At 62.5% G+C, this 8884-nt stretch carries 8 protein-coding genes; 3 read left to right on the plus strand and 5 right to left on the minus strand.

All coding sequences use genetic code 11. The features are described from left to right. Positions 1–2014 (plus strand): DNA topoisomerase IV subunit B (parE, locus tag B3605_RS25685; protein WP_296436842.1); only part of this gene is annotated, 2014 nt, incomplete at its 5' end. A gap of 21 nt (positions 2015–2035) precedes the next feature. Here parE and B3605_RS25690 read toward each other — a convergent pair. Both B3605_RS25690 and B3605_RS25695 read right to left on the minus strand, forming a co-directional pair. After that, entirely contained in the window at positions 2036–2491 is a 456-nt protein-coding gene (locus tag B3605_RS25690) for an OsmC family protein (RefSeq protein WP_112945615.1), read from the minus strand. Then, positions 2488–3111, minus strand: coding sequence for a GntR family transcriptional regulator (locus B3605_RS25695; RefSeq protein WP_112945616.1), 624 nt, complete (start codon positions 3109–3111; stop codon positions 2488–2490). Before B3605_RS25695 ends, B3605_RS25690 begins: the two co-directional genes overlap by 4 nt. Positions 3112–3521: 410 nt before the next feature. Here B3605_RS25695 and B3605_RS25700 point away from each other — a divergent pair, with 410 nt between their 5' ends. Next, complete coding sequence (locus tag B3605_RS25700; RefSeq protein ID WP_112945729.1) at positions 3522–4691, plus strand: AI-2E family transporter; 1170 nt, start codon at positions 3522–3524, stop codon at positions 4689–4691. 438 nt (positions 4692–5129) lie between these two features. Here B3605_RS25700 and B3605_RS25705 read toward each other — a convergent pair whose 3' ends face one another. From B3605_RS25705 to B3605_RS25715, 3 genes are all read right to left on the minus strand, one after another. Then, positions 5130–6269 (minus strand): DUF2336 domain-containing protein, encoded by a 1140-nt coding sequence (locus B3605_RS25705; RefSeq protein WP_112945730.1) that lies wholly within the window; start codon positions 6267–6269, stop codon positions 5130–5132. Positions 6270–6392: 123 nt separating this feature from the next. After that, positions 6393–6995 carry a flavin reductase family protein gene (locus tag B3605_RS25710; RefSeq protein WP_112945617.1) on the minus strand — a complete coding sequence of 201 codons (603 nt, stop codon included), beginning with the start codon at positions 6993–6995 and terminating at the stop codon, positions 6393–6395. Then, positions 6995–7579 carry a nitroreductase family protein gene (locus B3605_RS25715; protein ID WP_112945618.1) on the minus strand — a complete coding sequence of 195 codons (585 nt, stop codon included), beginning with the start codon at positions 7577–7579 and terminating at the stop codon, positions 6995–6997. The genes B3605_RS25710 and B3605_RS25715 overlap by 1 nt, the downstream gene beginning before the upstream one ends. Before the next feature lie 113 nt (positions 7580–7692). On the opposite strand from B3605_RS25715, the gene B3605_RS25720 reads away from it, so the two are divergent. Beyond that, the gene (locus tag B3605_RS25720) at positions 7693–8787 is read left to right on the plus strand and encodes a hypothetical protein (protein ID WP_112945619.1); all 1095 of its coding nucleotides are present in this window, start codon (positions 7693–7695) and stop codon (positions 8785–8787) included. Positions 8788–8884: the final 97 nt, after the last annotated feature.

Here is an 8884-nt window from a genome sequence, read left to right on the forward strand (position 1 = left end):
CCCCGCGCCCGTCGCCGCTCCGGCTGCGCCGAGCGCTGCCGCCAATGCCGCGCCACGGCAGGCACCGCCGGCGAATTCCACGTCGGAAGACTACGGCGCGTCGTCGATCCGCGTTCTCGAGGGTCTTGAACCGGTACGTATGCGTCCCGGCATGTATATCGGCGGCACCGACGAGAAGGCGCTGCACCACCTCTTTGCCGAAGTCATCGATAACTCGATGGACGAAGCGGTGGCCGGCCACGCCAATTTTATCGAAGTGCATCTCGACGCTATGGGCTTTCTGACCGTCAGCGATAACGGCCGTGGTATTCCGGTCGAGAACCACCCGCAGGTTCCCGGCAAGTCGACGCTCGAAGTCATCATGACCAAGCTGCATGCCGGCGGTAAGTTCGACGGCAAGGCCTACGAGACATCGGGCGGTCTGCACGGCGTCGGCGTATCGGTCGTCAACGCGCTCTCGGACGTTCTCGAAGTCGAGGTCGCGCGCAATCGCAAGCTCTACCGCCAGCGCTTTTCGCGCGGCATCCCGCAGGGCGGCCTCGAGGAACTCGGTGACGTTCACAACCGCCGCGGCACGCGCGTCCGTTTCCATCCCGACCCGCAGATTTTCGGCGATCACGCCAAGTTCGATGCCGGCCGCGTGTTCCGCATGGCGCGCTCCAAGGCCTACCTGTTCGGCGGCGTCGAGATCCGCTGGAGCTGCGACCCTGGTGTCGTGCAGGAAGGCGGCGAAATCCCCGACAAGGCGGTCTTCCACTTCCCCGGCGGCCTGAAGGACTATCTGCAGGCGACGATGGGCAAGGAGTTCACCGTCACCCGCGAGATCTTCGCCGGCAAGACGGAGAAGACCAGCGGCCACGGCTCGCTCGAATGGGCGATCACCTGGTACGGCGGCGATCCACAGGTTCACTCCTATTGCAACACCATTCCGACCCCCGAAGGCGGCACCCATGAGGCCGGCCTACGTATCGCGCTGACCAAGGGCTTGAAGGCCTATGGCGAACTGACGCAGAACAAGCGCGCCGCGCAGATCACCACCGACGACGTGATGATCTCGGCCGTCGGCATGCTCTCGGTGTTCATCCGCGAACCGGAATTCGTCGGCCAGACGAAGGACAAGCTTGCGACCGTCGAAGCCCAGCGCATCGTCGAAAACGCGCTGCGCGACCCCTTCGACCATTATCTCGCCGACAATCCGAACGAGACGGCCAAGCTGCTCGACTGGGTGATCGAGCGCGCAGAAGAGCGCCTCCGCCGCCGCAAGGAAAAGGAAGTCAACCGCAAGACCGCCGTGCGCAAGCTGCGTCTGCCCGGCAAGCTTGCCGATTGCTCTCAGAACACCGCCCAGGGCGCTGAGCTCTTCATCGTCGAAGGGGATTCGGCCGGTGGCTCCGCCAAGCAGGCGCGCAACCGCGCCAACCAGGCGATCCTGCCGCTGCGCGGCAAGATCCTCAACGTCGCCAGCGCCGGTCGCGAAAAGCTTGGCGCCAACCAGCAGCTCTCCGATCTCGTCCAGGCGCTCGGCTGCGGCACGCGCTCGAAATACCGCGAGGAAGATCTTCGCTACGAACGCATCATCGTCATGACCGATGCCGACGTCGATGGCGCGCATATCGCATCGCTGCTCATCACCTTCTTCTATCAGGAAATGCCGGAGCTGGTGCGCGGCGGCCACCTGTTCCTCGCCGTCCCGCCGCTCTACAAGATCACGCAGGGCGCGAAGTCGGCCTACGCGCGTGACGACCGCCACCGCGCCGAATTGATGGAGACGGAGTTCAAGGGCAAGACCAAGGTGGAAATCAGCCGCTTCAAGGGTCTCGGCGAAATGCTGCCGGCGCAGCTCAAGGAAACCACCATGGATCCGAGCAAGCGCACCATGTTGCGCGTGCTGATCGACGAGGTGGATTTCGAGGGCACGCGCACGGCGGTCGACGATCTCATGGGTACGAAACCGGAAGCCCGCTTCCGCTTCATCCAGGATCGCGCCGCATTCGCAGAAAACCTCGACATCTGACGCCGAGGTTTAGGATCAGGCTCAGTCGAGCCTGATCTCGATCACCGTCTTCACCGAATTGGCGAGGAAGCAGAGTTCGTGCGCCTGATGGTGCATGTGCTCTTCGAGTTCACGGCTTGGAACTTCACCGGTGTAGCCGACCTTCGGCCGCAACTCGACGCGGCTGACCATGATGCGGCCATCGACTTTCTCCATGACGCCGACCGCATCATCGACATAGCTGTCGATGCCAATGCGCTTTTTCGACGCAATCCAGAGATAGAACAGCATGTGGCAGCTGGAGAGCGCGGCGACATAGGCCTCCTCCGGATCGACATTCTCTGCGACCGCATAGGGCAAAGGCACATTGTGCGGCGATGCGGAAGCCGGGACCGTAATGCCGCCGTCGAAGGTCCAGTTGTGGCCACGGCTATAGCGTCCGTCGATAAAGCTACCCTCGCCCAGCTTCCACGCCACCTGTGCCGAAAACGTCGTCATTCCTTTTCTCCTTCGCGGGTAAGCCTTGCGGTCGTCAATTGCAGATGTTGCGAAAGCGCCTGGCGCGCCAGATCGGCGTCTCGCGTGGCGCATGCCTCGATGATCGCCTGATGCTCCCCATAAAGGGTCGGGCGGGCCTCGGAGCCCTTCGGTTGCTGCGCATAGGCCCGGCGGGATTCACGGCGGAATGTATCGATCATTTCGAGCAATCTCGCATTGCCGCAGCGGCCGTAGAGTGTGCGGTGAAATGCAAGGTCGAGTTCCTCGAGCTGTGGCGGGTCTTCTTCATCGAGCAGATCCTCGTTCAGCCGTCGAGCCTTGCGCAGATCGCTTTCGGTCAGCGCCTCGATCGACGCCAGCAGGGCGGTCGTCTCCAAAGACAAACGGATCTCGGCAAGCTCACGCGCCTGCTCCTCGTCGAGACCCGACACGGCAAGACTGCGATCCGGGCGGCGCACCAGAAGACCGGATTCCAGAAGCCTGTCCAGAGCCTGCCTGATGGGCTGGCGGCTGACGCCGAAGCGTTCCGCCAGCTGTTCCTGTTTGAGCACCGTGCCGGCGCAGAGACGTCCAGCTTCGATATCGCGCCGAAGCGTTGCGATGATTCCATTTGTATCCATGGATCCAAAGTAGTCGAGGCGTATCATTGCTGCAAGAGCTTGTTGTGGGATTGGGTCAGCCGACGGAAATCCGCTGAAGCTTCGCGGGCGTGTGGCAGCCGATATTGCGGGATCACATTTCCGTCAGATCACGGTAGTTCGTTCCAATATCGGTCGAAACAGGCGCGATCTCAGCGAAAATCGCCGATCGCGCAGACCGGGCGTGATCCATGACAAGGATGTCGAAGGGTTTCTGTCGTAATGATTGCGTGATGTAAGGTTATGAAGCCTGCGGATCAGGCCGATGGACCGGCGGCGGGGGCGTCATCGGGCTTAAATCGGTGATGGCGCTTGCGTGCAAAGGACGCATGGCCCATATCCTTAGGTGAAATAAGGGGGAAAAGGACGACGTGAGCCTTCCGAACAACAATATGCAGCGCGAGTCGCGGTGGATCGGTCCATCCTCTCCCGCACGTACGCCGCTCATCCCTTCGATCTCCGCGGCGCGATGGCTTCTGATCCTTGTCGTGGCCGCCGGCGTCTATTTCTTCTATGGCTTCGTCGTGCCGGTGTTGGCCGCGCTTGTCATCGGATTTGCAAGCTGGCCGCTTTATCGCCGGCTGCTGCAAAGGGTCGGCGGCAACACGACGGTCGCTGCGACCATCGCGATCATACTCATCGTCACCTTCCTCATTACGCCCATCGTGCTTGCCGTCACCTACACCACGGGCGAAGTGCGCGAATGGGTTGGCTGGCTTATCCATGTGAACCGCTTTGGCGAACCGACGCCGCAGTGGATTTCGGCCTTTCCGTTTGTCGGGCCCTACCTCGATGAGCTCTGGGTCAAGTATATCGGCAGCCCCGGCAGCATGGGTGAACTGATCCAGGCAGTGAGCGGCGCGCATATCGGCAATATCTACCGTGCAGTGCTCGCCGCTGGCGGTGGCGCCTTCCATCTGCTGTTGACGTTGCTCTTCATGCTGATCGCGCTGTTCTTCGTCTATCGCGACGGCGCGGACTTCTCCCGCCAGATCGACATGCTCGGGGAACGCATCCTGCCAAACCGCTGGGAGCGGATCTCGCGCGTGGTGCCTGCCACGATCAGCTCGACCGTGATGGGCATGACGTTGATCGCCATCGGCGAAGGCATCGTGCTCGGCGTCGCCTATTGGGTGGCGGGCGTGCCCTCGCCCGTGACGCTCGGCGTCATCACCGGCATCATGGCGCTGATCCCCGGCGGCGCGCCGCTGTCGTTCACACTGGTGTCGCTGTACCTGCTTGCCAGCGGCTCGCCCGTTGCCGGCGTCAGCCTGTTCGTCTGGGGTACCGTCGAACTCTTCATCGTCGACAAGACACTGCGCCCCAAGCTCGTGGGCGGCCCGATCAAGCTGCCGTTCCTGCCAACCTTCTTCGGTCTGATCGGCGGCGTGAAGACCATGGGCTTCCTCGGGCTCTTCATCGGCCCGGTGCTGATGGCGCTTCTGGTGGCGATCTGGCGCGAATGGATGCACGAGGTTCGCACGGCCGAAAAGCCTGATCTCGGTCCGCAAGTGCTGATCGACGAGCAAGCTCCGCCACCGCCCCGCGTCGCTGAAGGCTGATAGGGGAACACTACCTTTCCTGATTGTAATCTTGCTCCGCATGGATGCCGGAAAGCGGCCTTCATTTGGTTGAAATTGCTGCGTCTAAGGGGAGCGGTTCAATATCGAAAGCGCCCCTATGCAAGCTGTCCTCATCGCCATGCCGATTCCGAGCGGCAGTTGAAGCACTATTCGAGCATCAGCTACCCGACGGTCATCGCCGTCTGCGAGCCTCCGCATCCGCGCTGCCGCCCGAGCCTAAGGTGGTCGCCGCAACGCCAGCGCCTGCCGTCACCGAGGAAAAGCCGCAGACCGGGGTTTCCGGTCTCGCGTCCAGAATGGCGGCAGAGGTACGCACGCACCTTCCCTCTGGCCATTCGATGAAATCCGCGCTCGCAACGCCCGTGCACTTCGTAACAGGAAGCTATTCCTGGGTCGTCAGGCGCTTGAGCAATTAAATCAGGCGGCGGCGAGCGCCGTCATGTAGGCGTATCCACGCGCCGACTGTCGCTGCTCGGCAACATGCAGCTTCTCGACCATCTCCAGCAGTTCCTGCACCGCGCCATGCGTGGTGTTGCGGCTGCGAAAGCTCTGTAGCAACCGGCCGCAGACATTGGCCAGCATCGTGCCTGATGTGGATTTCGACGCCTCGCGCCACAGCAAGGTGGCTTCGACGAAGATCACGCTGATATCGCGGGCGAGGCCCGCAGATTCGTAAAGCGCGCGCACGGCGTGCATCCGGCCGGTCGCCAAGATCGAACGCACCCGCCGCTCGTCGCAGCCAGTGAGATTGACGATGGCACCGGCGAAGAACTCGATCTTGCCGGAGCACAGCGTATGCATCAGGAAGGATGGCGTCAGGCGTCCGCTGACGCGCAGATGCTCCACTAGGTCGGCAACCTCGCGCGGCGTGATCTCGCCGGCGATGGCGACGATTGCGGTTTCCGTCGCCTCGCGGGCCACGCGCTGCAGCCGACCGGTTCCGATCGCAGCCTGCGCCAGCGGCAGATTGATGAGAGCGTCGCTGACATGCTGCGTCAGGAGCTGACGGGCATCAGCCGGAAGGTCCGGGCGATCGAGCAGGAGGTTGCGGACTTCGCAGTCGTCGCCCAGTCGTTCGGCAATGCGCTTCAGCGCCTGCGGAGCAATAGCGGCGCCTTCGTTTTCGAGCAGGCACAGCACGTCTTCCGCGCCGCCGATTTCGGCAAGCGCGGCTGCGACCGCGCGCGAGATGCTGGAGCGGGCGGCGATCAGCATGCGGGTAACGGCGCTGCCGCGTGCTGCGAGATCAACCAGATCTGCGTCCGACAGAAGCGGCGAGAAGGTGATGGCGTGGCAGGCGATCTCGGCCTGGTCACCAGCCAGAGACAGGACGATGGCGCGGGGCGCATCCGGCGACCATGCAATGGCTTCGGCCATAGCAAGACGAACCTTCGGCGACGGGTCGTCGAGCAGGAAGGTCATGGCCATTTCGGCGGCCTTGCGCTCTTCCAGAGCCATTTCAGACTGCAGGTAGGCCCGGCCGAGCGCGCTCGCCGCCCTCGCCCGGTCTCCAACCTTGGCAGTCTCAACCCAACGAAGAAATGCCTCTACGATCACCGCGAACCCCAATCCTCAAGTGCGATTCTCTCGCACCCCAAGTGTTGAGGATGACGGTAGCGGCAAAAAGTTTATGATTGGTTCACCATATACTTTAACCGTTCAGCAGGACTGACGCACGCTTCAGGCCTTGGGTCGGAAGAGCTCGAACACGTCGCTGCTCTCGCTGTAGTCCATGTAGCCCAAGCGCGCGACCGGTTTCGCCAGACCCATGTCGATACGGCCATCGCGCAGGATCGCCTCGTCGATGTGGATGCCGACGACCTGGCCGAAGATCATGACATTTTCCGACGGCTCGCCGCTCAGCGACTTCGGCTCGATGATCTCGGTGACCTTGCATTCCAGAACCGCGAATGCTTCGGCCACATAGGGAGCATCGACGAGTTCACCCTTCTTCGGCGTCAACCCCGACAAAGCGAACTCGTCGACGTCGTAGGCGACGGCGGCCGAGGACGTGTTCATCTTGTCGATCAGATTGCGGCTCACGAAGTTGCAGGTGAACTCGCCGGTTTCGCTGGCGTTCCGGTAACTGTCTTTGCGGCCGCTCGATGAAAACATCACAAGCTTCGGACGATCCGACACGGCGTTGAAGAACGAGTATGGCGCGAGGTTGAGCGTGCCATCCCTGCCCTTGCTGCCGATCCAGCCGATCGGCCTTGGCGACACGATCGCCTTGAAGGGATCGTGCGCAAGGCCGTGCCGGTTCTGATCCGTCGTGTAGAACATCAGCCTTCCCCGCCGACCCAGGTGACAGTATCGGAAAGCTCGGGACGCGGGCGCTCGACGGGCGGGAACGTCGTCGAGCCCATGTGGATGAAGCCGGCGACCTTTTCGCCTTCCTCGACGCCCAGCAGCGGATAGGCGCGCTCGTCATAGGCGAACCACTCGGTCAGCCAGTTGGCGACCCAGCCATGGGCGTTGGCGGCGAAGATGATGTTGAGGCAGACGGCGCCCGCCGACATCAGCTGTTCCCATTCCGGGATCTTGATGTGCGGGCCGGCCTTGCTGATGACCGCGACGACGACGGGCGCGCGGGTGAAGCGGCTGCGCTCGACCTTGATCATCTCCTCGGAGAGATCGGGGTTCTTTTCCAAGGCAAGCTTCAGAAGCTCCTCGCCGATGCGGGCGCGTTCCTCGCCGCGATAGACGATGAAACGCCAGGGGGCGAGCTTGCCGTGATCCGGCACGCGCGAGGCAAGGCGCAGGATTTCCTCGATCTCGGGCTTTTCGGGACCGGGCTCGGACATCTGGAAGGCGGGGATGGAACGGCGGACGCCGAGGTAGTCGATCAGCTTGATATCGGATCTCATAGGCAAGAAACTCTCATTTTCATCGCGGTATCGGGGATGGGTCTTGAATTTGCCATCCGGTTGGTCTTGAAGTGGCCTCTGTCATTTCAGTTGTCAATTGGTTCGCAAAACACATGCTCGGCATTTTGCCATACGCACGCTGGAGTGTTGCCGTAGCCCTCCTTGCCTTGATCCCCGCCGGCGCCGGCGCGCAGGATGCCTTCAAGGAGTTCAAGCAGCTCGACACCACGACGAAGATGCCCAAGCTGAACGCCTTTATCGCGCCCGGCACGACGCCCCAGGGCGCGAAGCTGCATTCCGTCGCGCTCGAGGCGAAGCTCACGGCATCAGGCGACGCCGTCAAGGACGGGCTCTCCTGGTATGTGTTCAGCCCGGTCGCGGGCAGCGATGGCAAGCTGCCGCTGATCGCCAGCTCCCAGGGTGGTTCGGCCGATTTCCAGCTGGCGCCGGGCGACTATTTCGTCAACGTGTCCTTCGGCCGCGCTGGCGTGACGCGCAAGCTCTCGGTTCCCGAGGACGGCGCGCTTGAAAAGCAGACCATGGTTCTCGAGGCCGGTGGACTGCTGCTCAATGCCGTCTCGGGATCGGACGTGAAAATCCGGCCCGATCAGCTGAGCTTCTCGATCTATTCCGCCGATGTTCGCGATGACGGCGAGCGTGGTCTGGTGATGGCCGACGTGCCGCCGAACACGGTCGTGCGGCTCAACGCCGGCACCTATCACGTCGTTTCCGATTACGGCGAGACCAACGCATCGGTGCGTGCCGACATCCAGGTGGAAGCGGGGAAGCTCACCGAGGCGACGATCCAGCACAAGGCGGCGCAGATCACCTTCAAGCTGGTCTCCGACAAGGGCGGCGAAGCGATCGCCGATACGGCCTGGTCGATCCTGACGGCGGCGGGCGACAGCGTCGGCGAAAGCGTTAGTGCGTTTCCGACCATGGTGCTTGCCGAAGGCGAGTATTCGGCCGTGGCGCGCAACAAGGACAAGATCTACCAGCGCGAGTTCAAGGTCGAGGCCGGCAAGAACACCGATGTCGAAGTCCTGATGAAGGACGTGCAGCCGGACCAGGGACCGGCCGCAACGACATTGCAGCAGCTGCCGCCGGAGCAGCAGAACCCGACGGAGCAATCGCACGCCGCGCAGCCGCTACCCTCGTTCGAGCAGCTGCAGAGCGGTGCCGCGGCAGGCGGCGTCGATTCCGACTGACGCGTCATACATCGCTATCAACGCAAAACGCCCGGTCATTGCTGACCGGGCGTTTTCGTTTTTCAGTCCAGGATCACGAAGGCCTCAGGCGGCCTTC

The sequence above is a fragment of the Rhizobium sp. UBA1881 genome (genome assembly GCF_002338015.1).
GTDB lineage: Bacteria > Pseudomonadota > Alphaproteobacteria > Rhizobiales > Rhizobiaceae > Rhizobium.

Excerpts from the sequence above, each read along its gene's own strand:
- B3605_RS25695 (WP_112945616.1), bottom strand. The coding sequence starts at position 3,111 with ATGGATACAAATGGAATCATCGCAACGCTTCGGCGCGATATCGAAGCT.
- B3605_RS25720 (WP_112945619.1), top strand. The coding sequence starts at position 7,693 with ATGCTCGGCATTTTGCCATACGCACGCTGGAGTGTTGCCGTAGCCCTC.
- B3605_RS25690 (WP_112945615.1), bottom strand. The coding sequence starts at position 2,491 with ATGACGACGTTTTCGGCACAGGTGGCGTGGAAGCTGGGCGAGGGTAGC.
- B3605_RS25715 (WP_112945618.1), bottom strand. The coding sequence starts at position 7,579 with ATGAGATCCGATATCAAGCTGATCGACTACCTCGGCGTCCGCCGTTCC.
- B3605_RS25700 (WP_112945729.1), top strand. The coding sequence starts at position 3,522 with ATGCAGCGCGAGTCGCGGTGGATCGGTCCATCCTCTCCCGCACGTACG.
- B3605_RS25710 (WP_112945617.1), bottom strand. The coding sequence starts at position 6,995 with ATGTTCTACACGACGGATCAGAACCGGCACGGCCTTGCGCACGATCCC.